Source organism: Ensifer adhaerens, assembly GCF_001270265.1.
GTDB lineage: Bacteria > Pseudomonadota > Alphaproteobacteria > Rhizobiales > Rhizobiaceae > Ensifer > Ensifer adhaerens_B.
Genome location: NZ_LGAP01000006.1, coordinates 101,584 through 116,392, shown reverse-complemented (window position 1 = coordinate 116,392; position 14,809 = coordinate 101,584). Strand labels below are relative to the sequence as shown.

Genomic DNA, 14,809 nt, shown 5'->3' with positions numbered 1-14,809 from the left:
GGATCAGCAGGCAACGGAAGCGCTCAAAGCCGGCCGAAACACCGCATCCGCGTCGCGCGCCAGGTCGAACACGGTGTGGCGTTCCAATGCTTTCGTCACGTCGGCAGCGTCACCATCCAGAGCTTCCGGCGCAATGAGATTGCCGATACGGAAATCGAAGAGGTCGCCCTTCTTGTTGAGCAGCTCGTGGAACACCGTCATGTCGCGCAGCTCGGTCGACCATTTGGCAAACCAGTAGAACAGGCCGGAATTGCGCGCGCTCATATGCACCGGCAGGATCGGCAGGCCGTATTTGCGCGCAAAGCCGACCGCCGACGTCTTCCATGGCCGCTCGTTAAGACGGCCGTCAGCCCAGTAGGCGATGCGGCCGGAGGGAAACAGCACCGTCGCCTTGCCCTCGCCGATCGCCCGGTTGGTGACCTGCAGCGTTTCGCGGGCCTTGAGCTTGCTCTTGTGCTCCTCGCGCCATTCGACCGGAATGACCATCTCGACGAAGCGTGGGTTGACGCGGATCGCGTCGCGGTTGGCGAAGAACATCATGTCCGGCCGCCGGTCTTTGAGGAGATCGAAGACGGCGATGCCGTCGGCAATCCCGGTCGGGTGATTGCTGACCAGCAGGAATCCGCCTTTATCAGGAATGCGCTCCGCCCGGTCGACGCGGACGTCGAGCGACAGAAGCGAGCTCAGATGCTCGAAAGCCTGGAAGCCCGGCACGTTGGCCACGGCGTCGGCGAATTCCAGTGCCTTTCGATAGTTCAGAAGCGTGTAGAGAAAGGGACGGATAACGGGCCACATCGGGCTCCTGACAATCCGCTGGCCACGTTCGGCAATGAGTGTATCGACGATGTGGCCGGGCTGCCCTTGCGAGACCAGGGCGATCACTTCAGCAAAATGCGCGAATCCGTTCACCGAATCCCGTCCCGCCATGGCCTCATCCGATTCTTTACGGGGCTGAACATCGCAACTCAATATGATCGAAGGATGACAAATTCCAAGGGCACGTTAGCAAAAACATAAGAGGCGTCAGGGCATTGTCCATGACCGACCACCTTGGAAAGCGACAATGAACGAGCTGCTCGTCATCGGCCATCCGGACCTGCTTGCAGAGCGCCAGCGCTGGCTGCAGGGCCTCATGCAGGAGCGCCGCCTGTCCGACAACACCGTCGACGCCTATGAGCGCGACACGCGGCAATTCCTGACATTCTTGACCGGCCATCTCGCCGGCCCGCCGCGCCTTTCAGACATCAGCACACTGCGGCCCGCCGACCTTCGCGGCTTTCTCGCCCAGCGCCGCAAGGGCGGCGCCGGCGCACGCACGCTCGGCCGGGGGCTTGCCGGCCTGCGCTCGTTTCTGCGCTATCTCGAACGCAGCGGGCTTGCCAACGCCGCCGGAGCCGCCGCAGTCCGCTCGCCGAAGCAGCCGAAATCCTTGCCGAAGCCGCTGACGGACCGCGAGGCGCTCAACGTCGTCACAAAGGATGCGCAGCTTGCCGAAGAGCCGTGGGTGGCCGCGCGCAACGCGGCCGTGCTGACGCTGCTCTACGGCTGCGGCTTACGCATCTCCGAAGCGCTTGATCTGACGCCGGGCGATTTCGCCGGCACGCCAACCTCGCTGAGCATCACCGGCAAGGGCGGCAAGACCCGCATCGTGCCGCTGATGACCGTGGCGCGCGAGGCGGTCGCGACCTATCTCAAGCTTTGCCCCTACCATGCCGGCGCCGACGAGCCGATGTTCCGCGGCACCCGCGGGGCAAAGCTTCAGCCGGCGCTCATCCAGCGCGAGATGCAGAAACTGCGCGGCGCCCTCGGCCTGCCCGACACGGCTACGCCGCATGCGCTACGGCACTCCTTCGCCACGCATCTGCTTGCCGGCGGCGGCGATCTCAGAACCATCCAGGAACTGCTCGGCCACGCCAGCCTGTCGACGACCCAGGTCTATACCGGCGTCGACTCCACGCGGCTTCTGGAGATCTACGACCGGGCTCATCCGCGCGCCTGATTTTGGGCGAATGGCTGCATTAACCATATGCATTAAGGAAGCCGTGACTGACCAAGCGTAGGGTTCGCTCAACCCGGCATAACATTAGGAAGTGATCATGTATTCGATCGCCAAGCCCGTCCGTCACCTTGCGGCCAGGGCCGCCGATATGGCCCTGTGGCTGATCGCGTTCATCCATCTGCTGCTGGCGGCGAGCCTTGTTGCGGCCATCGTCTCGATCGCGGATGCCGAGGCGGCAACGGACACCGTTTGCGGCGGCAAAAACATCATCGCCGGTCTCGAAAAGACCGATCCGGCCAAGCTCGCAAGGCTGCGTGCGGAAGCGGATGCCATCCCGAACGGCAAGGGCATTTTCTGGAAGATCGAGAAGGAGGGTATCGCCCCCTCCTTCCTTCTTGGCACCATGCATGTCACCGACCCGCGCGTGCTCGCCATGCCGGCGGGTGCTGCCGATGCCTTCGCCACCGCGTCGACTGTCATCGTCGAATCGGACGAGATCATCGATGAGAAGAAGTCGGCCGCCGCCATCCTGATGCGGCCGGATCTCACCATGTTTGCCGACAACAAGACCATCAACGATTTCCTGGGTGTCGAAGACCGCGAGCTGCTCGAACGCGGGCTGAAGGAGCGCGGCATACCGCTGACACTGGTCGCCAAGATGAAGCCGTGGATGATTGCGAGCTTCGTCGCGCTTCCGGCCTGCGAGATGACGCGCAAGGCCGCCGGCGCGTCCTTCCTCGACAAGAAGATCGCCGAAGATGCGGTCAGCCAAGGCAAGACGCTGAAGGGGCTCGAAACCCTTGTCGAACAGCTGGCCGCGATGGATTCGCTGCCGACGGAACTGCACCTGCGCGCCCTCATCGAGACGCTCGCCCTTGGCAAGACGATCGACGACGTGCTCGCCACCACCACCGACCTTTATCTCTCCGGCGACACCGGCATGATCATGCCGATGATGAAGGCCGTTTCCGAAGACGTGGCGAGCGAGGACGCCAGCTATGCCGACTTCGAACAGCGCATCATCATCGACCGCAACAGGACGATGGCGACCCGCGCCGAGCCGATCCTTGGCGGTGGCAACGCCTTCATGGCTGTTGGTGCGTTGCATCTTGCCGGCAATGAGGGCCTGGTCGAACTGCTGAAGCGGCAGGGGTTTTCCGTGACGCCGGTCAATTGATCGGCTGGTTGCGTAGCCTCGCTCAGTCGCCCGAACGGGTAACGCCGGCCAGAAGCGTCGGCACGATCAACTTGTGAAACGGCATAACGCCGGCGAGATAGACTCGCCCCAGCGTATTGTGGCGTCGGATGAGTGTGGTCATGCCGACGATCTGGTTGACCGCGGAGCCTGCCCTGACGTCGACAACAATGCGGAAATCGAGATGGGCGTCGTTGAAGCCGAGCACGACCTCGTCATCGCTGCGCGACAGCACCGGAAACGGGCCGATCAGGCCATATTCACCTGGTTCCGGCGCCTGCGTCTTGAGGCCGATGACTGACACCAGCCCGTTGCGAAATTGAAGCAGACCACGAACCCAGGCGGGGGAATTTCCGAGCGAGCGCTCGGCCGCCTCGATCGCCGTCAGCCCCTTTCCGTTCAGGGCGAGTTCAAAGCGATCTGCCCAATCGGCGTCGGGCAGATGCGGGCTCGGCAGGACAACGGTGGCGGCTCTAGGTTTCATGATCCCTCGTGGCGGCAGCGAGAGCAATTCCAGGAAACGTGTGAAACGGTTTTCCTGGGAATTGCGCAATTGCTAGGAGCGACGGTTCTCCGTCGCAAGCGCATGGGGTCTATGATCGCGCCCAACGCCGGCGCAAGACAGGGGGCCGCTTGTCGCAGCCCCCTGCGCAAATCGTCACATATGGATCGGCTTGAAGAAGGTCGACAGCGCCGCTTCCTTGACCGCTTCCGACATGGTCGGGTGCGCGTGGCAGGTTCGGCCGAGATCTTCCGACGAGCCGCCGAATTCCATCAGAACGGCAATCTCGTGGATCATCTCGCCGGCGCCGAAGCCGACGATGTGGCCACCGAGAACCCGGTCGGTTTCCTTGTCGGCGAGGATCTTGACGAAGCCATCGGTGACTTGCATCGCACGGGCACGGCCGTTTGCCGTGAACGGGAACTTGCCGACCTTGTAGGCGACGCCCGCAGCCTTCAGCTCTTCCTCGGTCTTGCCCACGGAGGCGACTTCCGGCTGGGTGTAGACGACGCTCGGGATGACGTCGTAGTTCACGTGACCGGCCTGGCCCGCGAGGATTTCCGCAACCGCAACGCCTTCGTCTTCGGCCTTGTGCGCCAGCATCGGGCCGCGCACGACATCGCCGATGGCATAGACGCCGACAACGCTCGTCTGGAAGTGATTGTCGATCTCGACGCGGCCGTGCTGATCCATGACGACGCCGGCTTCGGCAAGGCCAAGGCCGTCGGTGTAGGGCTTGCGGCCGGTAGCGATCAGAACGACATCGGTATCCAGCGTGACGGCGTCACCGCCCTTGACCGGTGCGAACGTCACCTTGGCGCCCTTGCCGTCCTTGACGACGCCGGTAACCTTGGCGCCGAGCTTGAACTCGATGCCCTGCTTGGCCAGCATGCGCTGGAACTGCTTGGAGACTTCGCCGTCCATGCCGCCGAGGATGGCGTCGAGATATTCGACAACGGTCACCTTGGCGCCGAGACGGGCCCAGACCGAGCCGAGTTCGAGGCCGATCACGCCGCCGCCGACCACGATCATGTTCGCCGGCACCTTTTCGAGCGCGATGCCGCCGGTCGAGGAGATAATCACCTTCTCGTCGATCTCGACCGACACGCCGGGAATGCCGGCAACGTCGGAGCCGGTGGCGATGACGATGTTCTTCGCCTCCAGAACCTGCTCTTCGCCCTTGTCGTTGGTGACGGAAATTTTGCCTTGGCCGATCACCTTGCCGGTGCCCTGGATGCCGTCGATCTTGTTCTTCTTGAACAGGAAGGAAACACCTTCGACGTTGGACTTAACGGTCGCATCCTTGTGCGCCATCATCTTTTCGAGGTTGAGCTTAGGCGCGCCGACTTCGACGCCAAGCGCATCCAGGCCGTGGCCGGCGTGGTGGAACATTTCCGAAGCGTGCAGCAGAGCCTTCGACGGGATGCAGCCGATGTTGAGGCAGGTGCCGCCATAGGTGGCGCGCTTTTCGACGACGCCAACCTTCAGGCCGAGCTGTGCCGCCTTGATAGCGCAGACATAGCCGCCCGGGCCGCTGCCGATAACGATGAGATCATAAGCCATTGGATTATCCTTCCTTCAGGACGGTTACCGTCCGCCGCTGACATTGAGAATGGCTCCCGTCACGTAAGTCGCCTTATCGGACAGGAGATAAAGAACCGCATCCGCCACTTCCTCGGCCGTGCCGGGTCGCTGGACGGGGATGGTTGACGCGAGATCGCGTGCCCGGTCCGGCAGGCCGCCGGACGCGTGGATTTCGGTGTCGATGATGCCGGGGCGAACCGCATTCACGCGCACGCCCTCGGTCGCGACTTCACGCGCAAGGCCGATGGTGAACGTTTCGATAGCGCCCTTCGAGGCGGCATAGTCGACATATTGCGCCGGCGAGCCGAGTTCGGCCGCAACGGACGAGATATTGACGATGACGCCGCCCTTGCCGCCATGGCGCTTAGACATGCGGCGAACCGCTTCGCCGGCGCATAGAATGGAGCCGGTCACATTGATGCGGAACATCCGCTCGAGCCGCTCGACCGACATTTCGTCGACGCGCTGGGTCGGGGCGACGATGCCGGCATTGTTGACCAGCCCGTCGAGCCGGCCGAAGGCCTTGTCGACAACGGCAAACATCGACTTGATATCCGCATCGGACCCGACGTCGCCCTTGACCGCGATCGCCGATCCGCCGCCCTGCCGGATCGCGGCAACGACGGCATCGGCCGCCTCTGCGTTCGATGCGTAGTTCACGACGACGGACCAGCCGGCCTTGGCGGCGCCAAGGCAGACGGCTGCCCCGATGCCACGGCTGCCGCCGGTGACGAGAACAACGGGCGCAGCACTCATGCGGCGCATCCCTTGAGGGTGAAGGCATCCCAGCTGTCAGCTTCCGCCTTGCCCTTGCCCCAGGCGCTGGAGGCACGCAGTGACGGACCGAAATCAGGCAGCAGGATCTGGTGTGCGGCCGGCGCGTCTTCGGCCGGGATTTCGGCGATCGCACCCGCCTTGTCGACGGAATAGACCGGCCCCTGCCAGACGGTGCAGGTCCGAAGCTCCTCGCCGGTAACGTCACCGGTGGGGCAATTGTGCATGACGATGCCGGTCGCGCGTTCCGGCTCGCCCGAAGGCATGACGACGCCATCGAGCAGCAGGCCCGGCTTCAGCACCACGATCTTGAAGTGATTGCTCGTTACCGCACTTTCCGATCCCACCGGCTCGAAGCGCAGCTCGTAGCCTCCGTCGCGGTCGCCATAGATGGCGCGCGCCTGGCTGCACTCCTGGCCAAGTACCGGCGTGGCAGCCACGGTGCCGAGTGCAGCGACGAGCAAGGAGCGGGCCAACACCATGATCAGGCGGCCTTCTCGGTCGCAAGCTTCAATCCGAGCGCGATGAACACCAGGCCGCTGGCGCGGTCGATCCACTTGCTGGCACGGGTGAAGGCGGCGCGCATGCGCGGCGTGGTCATGAACAGGCTGACGCCGACGAACCACAGGATGAGGCAGGTCGCCATCACCAGGCCGTAGCCGAACTTGATCATGATCGGCGTGTGGGCGCCGACGACCGTCGAGAAGATCGACAGGAAGAAGAACACCGGCTTGGGATTGAGCGCATTGGCCGCAAAGCCGAGGCCGAATGCCTTGACCGCGGACTGGCTCCTGGCCGGTTCGTCGGACGGTGCCGCGTCGACCGAAATCTCCGTCTGGCCCGCCCGCAGCGCCTTGACCCCGATATAGATCAGGTAAGCCACGCCGCACCATTTGACGACGTTGAACAGATAGATCGACTGCGAAATGATCAGGCCGAGGCCTAGGATCGTATAGGTCACGTGGAACATCAGCGAGGTGCCAATGCCGAAGGAGGTGATGATCGCCGGACGGCGGCCATGGACGATCGACTGGCGCATGACCATCGCCAGATCAGCGCCGGGCGAAACGATGGCGAAGGAAAAGATCGCCATCAGCGATGCGAGTTCGAGAAGATATTGGCTCATGATTGTGCGACCGGTGCGTTGAAGGCCCAGACGTGGCCGAAGGGATCCTTGATGCGCGCATAGCGCGCCTGCCAGAACGTATCCTGCGGCTCCAGCACTGTCGATGCCCCGGCCGCCACGGCCCGGGCATAGGCCGCATCGACATCGGCCGCTTGAGGCAAGTTGATGTTGATCGCCACGCCGGTGCCGCCGACGGTCAGCGGCGACAGCACGCTGCCGCCGAACTCGGGAAACTCGTCATGCATCATGATCTCGCCGCCGAAGAGCGCGAGGTTGGCATGCATCACGCGTTTGCCGTCTTCCGCCATCTGGTGGAACGTGTTCACCGCACCGAATGCCTTCTCGTAGAAGGCGATCGCCGCCAACCCGTCGCTGACGCAGATGTGTGCCTGAATAGGCGGTACGTCGGACCCGAATGCCATACCAGTCTCCTCTTGCTTGACCGCAGGGATGCTATGCCAAAAGCCGGACGACCATCAGCAGCAGAGCGATGATCGAGACGAACCAGACGATGGTGCGCAACACGGGAACGCCGGCCACGTAGAGTGCGGTGTAGACCATACGCGCAATCAGCCAGGTTACCGCCCCCAAGGCGCCAAGGCCGCCGGTCTTGCCGGTTACCGCTAGCGCAAGGGCAAGAGCGACGAAGGCCGGATAGGTCTCCAGCATGTTGTGAAGCGACCGCAGCAGCCGTCCCGCCACGATACTCTTCGATACGCGCTGCTCGTCGCGCGGGCCGAGCAGGTACTTGATGCCGAGATCGCCGGAAAGGTCGAACGACAACGCCTGTACCAGAATGTGCGCGATCAAGAGCACGACACTCCAGCCAAGCACCCAGATTTCAGTCGATGCTGCCGCGGCTTCCATCACCCCTCGCAATCTCAGGCACAGTCAGGTCTGTGTGACGTCCCAGCTGGGGCGCGTTTCCTCGGCAAGACGATAATACCAGCGACGGCGGCTCATCGATGCCGTCGGCTGAACCAAGGAGCGACGGGTGGCCGCGGAAGCGGCCACCCGTCTTCATCAGGATTAGAGATCGAGAACGAGACGTTCCGGATCCTCGAGGCTGTCCTTGACGCGGACGAGGAAGGTAACCGCTTCCTTGCCGTCGACCATGCGGTGGTCGTAGGACAGCGCCAGGTACATCATCGGGCGGATGACGATCTGACCGCCGACGACGACCGGACGGTCCTGGATCTTGTGCATGCCGAGGATGCCCGACTGCGGCGCATTCAGGATCGGCGAGGACATCAGCGAACCGTAGACGCCACCGTTGGAGATGGTGAAGGTGCCGCCCTGCATGTCGGCCATGGAGAGCTGACCGTCACGGGCAAGCTTGCCCAGGCGGCCGATATCCTTCTCGATCTCGGCGATCGACATCTGGTCGGCATCGCGAACGACCGGCACGACAAGACCCTTGTCGGTGCCGACGGCGACGCCGATGTGGCAGAAGTTCTTGTAGATGACGTCGGTGCCGTCGATCTCTGCGTTGACGGCCGGGATTTCCTTCAGCGCGTGGGTAACGGCCTTGGTGAAGAAGCCCATGAAGCCGAGCTTCACGCCATGCTTCTTCTCGAAGATGTCCTTGTACTTGTTGCGCAGGCTCATGACCGCGCTCATGTCCACCTCGTTGTAGGTGGTGAGCATGGCGGCCGTGTTCTGCGCGTCCTTGAGGCGACGAGCAATCGTCTGCCGCAGGCGGGTCATCTTGACGCGTTCCTCGCGAGCGACGTCCTCGGTGGTCGACGGCGCACGGGCCTGAACCTTGACCGGCTCGGAAGCGGCCGGTGCCGAAATGCCCTTGGCGACAGCGGCGAGCACGTCGCCCTTCAGCACCTGGCCACGCTTGCCCGAACCATCGATCTGATCGGCCGAGAGGTTGCTTTCGGCAAGCAGCTTGCCCGCGGACGGAGCCGGCGGCATCGACGAGGCAGCCGGTGCGGCGGCAGCAACTGCGGGCTGGGCAGCCGGAGCGGCAGCAGCAGGCTCGGCCTTCTTCTCGGCAGCAGCGACTGGTGCGGCAGCAGCACCCGAACCGGCAGCGATCTGGCCGAGCAGCGCGCCGAGGCCGACGGTTTCGCCGGCCTGGGCGACGATTTCGGAGAGAACGCCGGCCGACGGAGCCGGAACTTCGATCGTCACCTTGTCGGTTTCGAGTTCGAGCAGCGGTTCGTCTGCCTTGATGGCATCGCCGACCTTCTTGAACCAAGTGCCGACGGTCGCTTCACTGACGGACTCGCCAAGGGTGGGAACGCGGATTTCTGTTGCCATGATTTTTGTTCCGTTGATCAGATATCTGTTTCTATCGATTGGCTCGGCGCCAAGGGGGCAGGATCAGCCCCCCAGCGCGTCCTCGAGGAAGGCGGCCAGCTGCGCCATGTGCTTCGACATCAGGCCCGTTGCCGGCGAAGCGGCAGCTGGACGGCCGGTGTAGCGCACGCGCTGATACTTGGCGTCGATATGGGCGAGCACCCATTCCAGGTACGGGTCGATGAACGACCAGGCGCCCATGTTCTTCGGCTCTTCCTGGCACCAGACCATCTCCGCGTTGCGGAAGCGGCTGAGCTCGTTGATCAGCGCCTTGGCCGGGAACGGATAAAGCTGTTCGACGCGCAGCAGATAGACGTCGTCGATGCCGCGCTTTTCGCGCTCTTCGAGCAGATCGTAGTAGACCTTGCCGGAGCAGAGCACGACGCGACGGATCTTCGAATCCTTCTGCAGCTTGATCGGGCCGTCCTTGATGACCTCGGCATCGTCCCACAGCAGGCGGTGGAACGAGCTTTCGCCGGCCATTTCCGACAGGCTCGAAACCGCACGCTTGTGACGCAGCAGCGACTTCGGCGTCATCAGGATCAGCGGCTTGCGGAAGTCGCGCTTCACCTGGCGGCGCAGGATATGGAAGTAGTTCGCCGGCGTCGTGACGTTGGCGACCTGCATGTTGTCTTCCGCGCAGAGCTGCAGGAAGCGTTCGAGGCGGGCGGACGAGTGCTCCGGACCCTGACCTTCGTAACCGTGAGGCAGCAGGCAGACGAGGCCCGACATACGCAGCCACTTGCGTTCGCCCGACGAGACGAACTGGTCGAAGACGACCTGTGCGCCGTTGGCGAAGTCGCCGAACTGGGCTTCCCAGAGCGTCAGCGCGTTCGGGCGGGCAAGCGAGTAGCCGTATTCGAAACCGAGCACGGCCTCTTCCGAAAGCATCGAGTTGATGACTTCGTAGCGCGCCTGGGTCGGAGCGAGGTTGGCAAGCGGGATGTAGCGGTCTTCGGTCTGCTGATCGTAGAGAACCGAGTGACGCTGCGAGAAGGTGCCGCGTTCGCAGTCCTGGCCCGACAGGCGGATCTTCGTGCCTTCGGTGACGAGCGTTCCGAACGCGAGCGCTTCGGCCATCGCCCAGTCGATGCCCTCACCGGTCGAAACCATGTTGGCACGGTTTTCCATGAAGCGCTGGATTGTGCGGTGCGCGTTGAAGCCCGCCGGGATCTCGGCGATCTTGCGGCCGATTTCCTTGAGCTGCTTCATCGGCACGGAGGTCTTGCCGCGACGCTGTTCGTCCTGGTTGTCGGCCGAGCGCAGACCCGACCAGACACCATCCAGCCAGTCGGCCTTGTTGGGCTTGTAGGACTGGCCAGCCTCGAACTCCTGCTCGAGATGGGCGCGCCAATCGGCCTTCATCTTCTCGACTTCGCCTTCGCTCATCAGGCCTTCGGCGACCAGGCGGTCGGAGTAGAGCTGGACGACGGTCTTGTGGGCGCGGATGACCTTGTACATCTTCGGCTGCGTGAACGCAGGCTCGTCGCCTTCGTTATGGCCGAAGCGGCGGTAGCAGAACATGTCGACCACGACCGGCTTGTGGAACTTCATCCGGAATTCGGTGGCGATCTTGGCGGCATAGACGGCCGCTTCCGGATCGTCGCCGTTGACGTGGAAGATCGGCGCTTCGATCATCTTGGCCACATCCGACGGATAGGGCGACGAGCGCGAGAAGGCCGGGTTCGTGGTGAAGCCGATCTGGTTGTTGATGATGAAGTGGACCGTGCCGGCAACGCGGTGACCGCGCAGGCCGGAAAGGCCGAGGATTTCGGCAATCACGCCCTGGCCGGCAAAGGCCGCGTCGCCATGCAGCAGCAGCGGCATGACCTTGGAGCGTTCGCGCAGCGGGATGATGTCGCCTTCGAACACGGTCGCCATCTGGTCCTGCTTGGCGCGGGCCTTGCCCATGACTACCGGGTTGACGATTTCGAGGTGCGACGGGTTTGCCGTCAGCGACAGGTGAACCTTGTTGCCGTCGAATTCGCGGTCGGAGGAAGCGCCGAGGTGGTACTTCACGTCGCCCGAACCTTCGACGTCGTCAGGGGCGTAGGAACCGCCCTTGAATTCGTGGAAGATGGCGCGGTGCGGCTTGGCCATGACCTGGGAAAGCACGTTCAAGCGGCCGCGGTGGGCCATGCCGAGAACGATTTCCTTGAGGCCCTCCTGGCCGCCGCGCTTGATGATCTGCTCGAGCGCCGGGATCAGCGATTCGCCGCCGTCGAGGCCGAAGCGCTTGGTGCCCTTGTACTTGACGTCGATGAACTGCTCGAAGCCTTCCGACTCGATCAGCTTCTGCAGGATCGCCTTCTTGCCCTCGGGCGTGAACTCGACACCCTTGTCCGGACCTTCGATGCGTTCCTGAATCCAGGCCTTCTCTTCCGGGTTGGACATGTGCATGAATTCGACGCCGATCGTCGAGCAATAGGTGCGCTCGAGGATTTCGACCATTTCGCGAATGCTCGCGTATTCGAGGCCGAGCACGTTGTCGATGAAGATCTTGCGGTCGAGATCCTTCTCCTCAAACCCGTAGTTCGAGGGCGAAAGCTCGTTGTAGTCATCGACCGGGGCAGCAAGGCCGAGCGGATCGAGCTTGGCATGCAGGTGGCCACGCGCACGATAGGCGCGGATCATCATGATGGCGCGAACGGAATCGCGCGTCGCCTGATGGATATCCGCCGCGCTCACGGCAGTGCCGGTGACGGCAGCGGCTTCTTCCGCCTTCGCCTTCACCTTCTTTTCGATGACCTTTTCGACCGTGCCCCAATCGCCGTCGAGCGCGGAGACGAGTTCGCCATTGGCGACGATCGGCCAGTTGGGCTTCTTCCAGGAGGCGCCCTTGGCAGCCTTCACCACATCTTCCGGCTTGTCGGCGAGTGCCTTGAAGAAGGCCTGCCATTCAGCCGAGACGGACGACGGATCCGTTTCGTAGCGTGCATAGAGCTGCTCGATATAGGCGGCGTTCGCGCCGTCCAGAAACGATGTGAGCTGGAATTGCTCGTTGGCCTCTTGCCTTGCCATGGGTTCTCGCGGACGTTTTGGTCCGCCTCCTGACTTAAGTTGGGATGCCGGGTTTTCCCGGTCGTTCATCATTATCAGGCGCATCTCGTGCGCCCAGCATGCGTCATAACTGCGGTCGTCGGGGCCGGCTGATGTCGCCAGACCCGACGGCGCTTATGTAAGGTCAGCCCTTGAGGACTTCGACCAGCGTCTTGCCGAGGCGAGCCGGCGACGGCGACACGCGGATGCCTGCCTGCTCCATCGCAGCGATCTTGGATTCCGCATCGCCCTTGCCGCCGGAAACAACGGCACCGGCGTGACCCATGGTGCGGCCCTTCGGCGCGGTACGGCCCGCGATAAAGCCGGCCATCGGCTTCTTGCGACCCTTCTTGGCCTCGTCGATGAGGAACTGCGCCGCATCCTCTTCGGCCGAGCCGCCGATTTCGCCGATCATGATGATCGAGGTCGTGGCCTCGTCGGCGAGGAACATCTCCAGCACGTCGATGAACTCGGTGCCCTTGACCGGGTCGCCGCCGATGCCGACGGCCGTCGTCTGGCCGAGGCCTTCGTTGGAGGTCTGGAACACCGCTTCATAGGTCAGCGTACCGGAGCGCGAGACGATGCCGACCGAACCCTTGCGGAAGATCGATCCCGGCATGATGCCGATCTTGCATTCTTCCGGCGTCAGGATACCGGGGCAGTTGGGGCCGAGCAGGCGCGACTTGGAGCGCTCGAGACGAGCCTTGACGCGCACCATGTCGGCAACCGGGATGCCTTCGGTAATGCAGGTGATGAACGGGATTTCCGCATCGATCGCCTCGATGATCGCGTCCGCGGCGCCTGCCGGCGGAACATAGATCACGGATGCGTCCGCGCCGGTCTTTTCACGACCTTCGGCAACCGACGCGAAGATCGGCAGGGTTTCGCCCTTGGAGCCGGTCCAGATTTCGCCGCCCTTCTTCGGGTGAATGCCGCCGACCATCTGCGTGCCATAATAGGCAAGCGCCTGTTCGGTATGAAAGGTGCCGGTCTTGCCGGTCAGGCCCTGAACGAGGACCTTGGTGTTCTTGTTGACGAGAATCGACATGTGGTCTGGTCCTTCAATTAGCCGTTGATCGCGGCAACGATCTTCTTGGCAGCGTCATCCAGATCGTCGGCGGCGGTGATCGCCAGGCCGGATTCGTTCAGGATCTTCTTGCCAAGCTCGACATTCGTGCCTTCGAGACGAACGACCAGCGGAACCTTGAGGCCGACTTCCTGCACGGCCGCAACGACACCCTCAGCGATGACATCGCACTTCATGATGCCGCCGAAGATGTTGACGAGGATACCCTCGACCTTCGGGTCGGCCGTGATGATCTTGAAGGCAGCCGCGACCTTCTCCTTGCCGGCGCCGCCGCCAACGTCGCAGAAGTTCGCCGGCTCCTTGCCGTAGAGCTTGATGATGTCCATCGTCGCCATGGCAAGACCCGCGCCGTTGACCATGCAGCCGATGTTGCCGTCGAGCGCCACATAGGCGAGGTCCCACTTGGAGGCCTCGATTTCCTTGGCGTCTTCTTCGGTTTCGTCGCGCAGTGCCTTGATGTCGTCGTGGCGGAACAGGGCGTTGCCGTCGAACGAGACCTTGGCATCGAGAACGCGCACGCGGCCGTTCTTCATGACGATCAGCGGGTTGATCTCGAGCAGGCTCATGTCCTTCTCGACAAAGGCCTTGTAGAGGATCGGGAAGAGCTTTTCGGCGTCAGACTTGGCTTCGCCTTCGAGCTTCAGGGCCGAGGTGAGCTTGGCGAGATCAGCGGCGGTGACGCCGGCTTCCGGGTTGATCGCGACGTTGACGATCTTTTCCGGCGTGTCGTGCGCAACAGCCTCGATGTCCATGCCGCCTTCCGTCGAAACGACGAAGGCAACCTGGCCGACCGAGCGGTCAACGAGCAGCGAAAGATAGAGTTCGCGATCGATGTCGGCGCCGTCCTCGATGTAGAGGCGGTTCACCTGCTTGCCGGCAGGGCCGGTCTGCGCCGTGACCAGCGTATTGCCGAGCATGTCCTTGGCATGAGCCTTGGCTTCATCGATCGAGAAGGCGAGACGCACGCCGCCCTTGGCGTCGGCGCTGAGCTCCTTGAACTTACCCTTGCCGCGGCCGCCGGCATGGATCTGGCTCTTGACGACGTAGAGCGGGCCCGGCAGCTGCTTTGCAGCGGCTTCAGCTTCGGCGGCGGAGAAGATCGCGACACCTTCCGCGACCGGCGCGCCGTAGCTCTTCAACAGAGCCTTGGCCTGATATTCATGAATGTTCATGGTGTTTTTCCTGTCTGGAGC

14 protein-coding genes are annotated in these 14,809 nt (G+C 63.0%); 2 read left to right on the top strand and 12 right to left on the bottom strand.

Annotated features, from left to right (window positions below; genetic code table 11):
- Positions 1–3 precede the first annotated feature (3 nt).
- Positions 4–927 (bottom strand): GNAT family N-acetyltransferase, encoded by a 924-nt coding sequence (locus tag AC244_RS13015; protein WP_053249252.1) that lies wholly within the window; start codon positions 925–927, stop codon positions 4–6.
- Positions 928–1,063: 136 nt separating this feature from the next.
- On the opposite strand from AC244_RS13015, the gene AC244_RS13010 reads away from it, so the two are divergent.
- The gene (locus tag AC244_RS13010; RefSeq protein ID WP_053249251.1) at positions 1,064–1,999 is read left to right on the top strand and encodes a tyrosine recombinase XerC; all 936 of its coding nucleotides are present in this window, start codon (positions 1,064–1,066) and stop codon (positions 1,997–1,999) included.
- Between the two features lie 97 nt (positions 2,000–2,096).
- Complete coding sequence (locus AC244_RS13005) at positions 2,097–3,176, top strand: TraB/GumN family protein (protein WP_053249250.1); 1,080 nt, start codon at positions 2,097–2,099, stop codon at positions 3,174–3,176.
- A 22-nt stretch (positions 3,177–3,198) separates the two neighbouring features.
- Here AC244_RS13005 and AC244_RS13000 read toward each other — a convergent pair whose 3' ends face one another.
- The 11 genes from AC244_RS13000 to sucC form a co-directional block, all read right to left on the bottom strand.
- Complete coding sequence (locus tag AC244_RS13000) at positions 3,199–3,678, bottom strand: DUF2867 domain-containing protein (RefSeq protein ID WP_053249348.1); 480 nt, start codon at positions 3,676–3,678, stop codon at positions 3,199–3,201.
- Positions 3,679–3,852: 174 nt separating this feature from the next.
- Positions 3,853–5,259: a dihydrolipoyl dehydrogenase gene (gene lpdA / locus AC244_RS12995; protein ID WP_053249249.1), complete on the bottom strand. Its 1,407-nt coding sequence runs from the start codon at positions 5,257–5,259 to the stop codon at positions 3,853–3,855.
- A 24-nt stretch (positions 5,260–5,283) separates the two neighbouring features.
- Positions 5,284–6,036 carry an SDR family oxidoreductase gene (locus tag AC244_RS12990; RefSeq protein ID WP_053249347.1) on the bottom strand — a complete coding sequence of 251 codons (753 nt, stop codon included), beginning with the start codon at positions 6,034–6,036 and terminating at the stop codon, positions 5,284–5,286.
- Positions 6,033–6,536: a hypothetical protein gene (locus AC244_RS12985; RefSeq protein ID WP_053249248.1), complete on the bottom strand. Its 504-nt coding sequence runs from the start codon at positions 6,534–6,536 to the stop codon at positions 6,033–6,035. The genes AC244_RS12990 and AC244_RS12985 overlap by 4 nt, the downstream gene beginning before the upstream one ends.
- A gap of 2 nt (positions 6,537–6,538) precedes the next feature.
- Positions 6,539–7,180, bottom strand: coding sequence for a LysE family transporter (locus tag AC244_RS12980; RefSeq protein WP_053249247.1), 642 nt, complete (start codon positions 7,178–7,180; stop codon positions 6,539–6,541).
- The gene (locus tag AC244_RS12975; RefSeq protein ID WP_053249246.1) at positions 7,177–7,602 is read right to left on the bottom strand and encodes a VOC family protein; all 426 of its coding nucleotides are present in this window, start codon (positions 7,600–7,602) and stop codon (positions 7,177–7,179) included. The genes AC244_RS12980 and AC244_RS12975 overlap by 4 nt, the downstream gene beginning before the upstream one ends.
- A 31-nt stretch (positions 7,603–7,633) precedes the next feature.
- Complete coding sequence (locus AC244_RS12970) at positions 7,634–8,047, bottom strand: MAPEG family protein (protein ID WP_053249245.1); 414 nt, start codon at positions 8,045–8,047, stop codon at positions 7,634–7,636.
- Positions 8,048–8,209: 162 nt separating this feature from the next.
- Positions 8,210–9,451 (bottom strand): 2-oxoglutarate dehydrogenase complex dihydrolipoyllysine-residue succinyltransferase, encoded by a 1,242-nt coding sequence (gene odhB, locus AC244_RS12965; protein ID WP_053249244.1) that lies wholly within the window; start codon positions 9,449–9,451, stop codon positions 8,210–8,212.
- Positions 9,452–9,514: 63 nt separating this feature from the next.
- Positions 9,515–12,511 (bottom strand): 2-oxoglutarate dehydrogenase E1 component, encoded by a 2,997-nt coding sequence (locus tag AC244_RS12960; RefSeq protein WP_053249243.1) that lies wholly within the window; start codon positions 12,509–12,511, stop codon positions 9,515–9,517.
- Positions 12,512–12,674: 163 nt separating this feature from the next.
- A complete protein-coding gene (gene sucD / locus AC244_RS12955) occupies positions 12,675–13,577 on the bottom strand; it encodes a succinate--CoA ligase subunit alpha (protein WP_053249242.1) in 903 nt (300 codons plus the stop codon).
- Between the two features lie 17 nt (positions 13,578–13,594).
- Positions 13,595–14,788, bottom strand: a complete 1,194-nt coding sequence (gene sucC, locus AC244_RS12950; RefSeq protein ID WP_053249241.1) for an ADP-forming succinate--CoA ligase subunit beta — start codon at positions 14,786–14,788, stop codon at positions 13,595–13,597.
- Between the last annotated feature and the right edge of the window lie 21 nt (positions 14,789–14,809).

Excerpts from the sequence above, each read along its gene's own strand:
- AC244_RS13015 (WP_053249252.1), bottom strand. The coding sequence starts at position 927 with ATGGCGGGACGGGATTCGGTGAACGGATTCGCGCATTTTGCTGAAGTG.
- AC244_RS13010 (WP_053249251.1), top strand. The coding sequence starts at position 1,064 with ATGAACGAGCTGCTCGTCATCGGCCATCCGGACCTGCTTGCAGAGCGC.
- AC244_RS13005 (WP_053249250.1), top strand. The coding sequence starts at position 2,097 with ATGTATTCGATCGCCAAGCCCGTCCGTCACCTTGCGGCCAGGGCCGCC.
- AC244_RS13000 (WP_053249348.1), bottom strand. The coding sequence starts at position 3,678 with ATGAAACCTAGAGCCGCCACCGTTGTCCTGCCGAGCCCGCATCTGCCC.
- lpdA (WP_053249249.1), bottom strand. The coding sequence starts at position 5,259 with ATGGCTTATGATCTCATCGTTATCGGCAGCGGCCCGGGCGGCTATGTC.
- AC244_RS12990 (WP_053249347.1), bottom strand. The coding sequence starts at position 6,036 with ATGAGTGCTGCGCCCGTTGTTCTCGTCACCGGCGGCAGCCGTGGCATC.
- AC244_RS12985 (WP_053249248.1), bottom strand. The coding sequence starts at position 6,536 with ATGGTGTTGGCCCGCTCCTTGCTCGTCGCTGCACTCGGCACCGTGGCT.
- AC244_RS12980 (WP_053249247.1), bottom strand. The coding sequence starts at position 7,180 with ATGAGCCAATATCTTCTCGAACTCGCATCGCTGATGGCGATCTTTTCC.
- AC244_RS12975 (WP_053249246.1), bottom strand. The coding sequence starts at position 7,602 with ATGGCATTCGGGTCCGACGTACCGCCTATTCAGGCACACATCTGCGTC.
- AC244_RS12970 (WP_053249245.1), bottom strand. The coding sequence starts at position 8,047 with ATGGAAGCCGCGGCAGCATCGACTGAAATCTGGGTGCTTGGCTGGAGT.
- odhB (WP_053249244.1), bottom strand. The coding sequence starts at position 9,451 with ATGGCAACAGAAATCCGCGTTCCCACCCTTGGCGAGTCCGTCAGTGAA.
- AC244_RS12960 (WP_053249243.1), bottom strand. The coding sequence starts at position 12,511 with ATGGCAAGGCAAGAGGCCAACGAGCAATTCCAGCTCACATCGTTTCTG.
- sucD (WP_053249242.1), bottom strand. The coding sequence starts at position 13,577 with ATGTCGATTCTCGTCAACAAGAACACCAAGGTCCTCGTTCAGGGCCTG.
- sucC (WP_053249241.1), bottom strand. The coding sequence starts at position 14,788 with ATGAACATTCATGAATATCAGGCCAAGGCTCTGTTGAAGAGCTACGGC.